Raw genomic sequence first — 231 nt, forward strand, 5'->3', positions numbered from 1 at the left:
GGCATGATGCTGAAGTTTGGCGGTCATGCGATGGCGGCGGGTTTGTCGCTGGAAGAGGATAAATTCAAACTCTTTCAACAACGGTTTGGCGAACTGGTTACTGAGTGGCTGGACCCTTCGCTATTGCAAGGCGAAGTGGTATCAGACGGTCCGTTAAGCCCGGCCGAAATGACCATGGAAGTGGCGCAGCTGTTGCGCGATGCTGGCCCGTGGGGGCAGATGTTCCCGGAG

1 pseudogene is annotated in these 231 nt (G+C 56.7%); it reads left to right on the forward strand.

The window, feature by feature from the left end:
* A pseudogene (locus tag QP413_RS10205) lies at positions 1 to 231 on the forward strand (single-stranded-DNA-specific exonuclease RecJ); the annotation flags it as partial.

Origin of the sequence: Corynebacterium sp. UMB4614, from assembly GCF_030217065.1 — a bacterium.
Lineage (GTDB): Bacteria > Actinomycetota > Actinomycetes > Mycobacteriales > Mycobacteriaceae > Corynebacterium.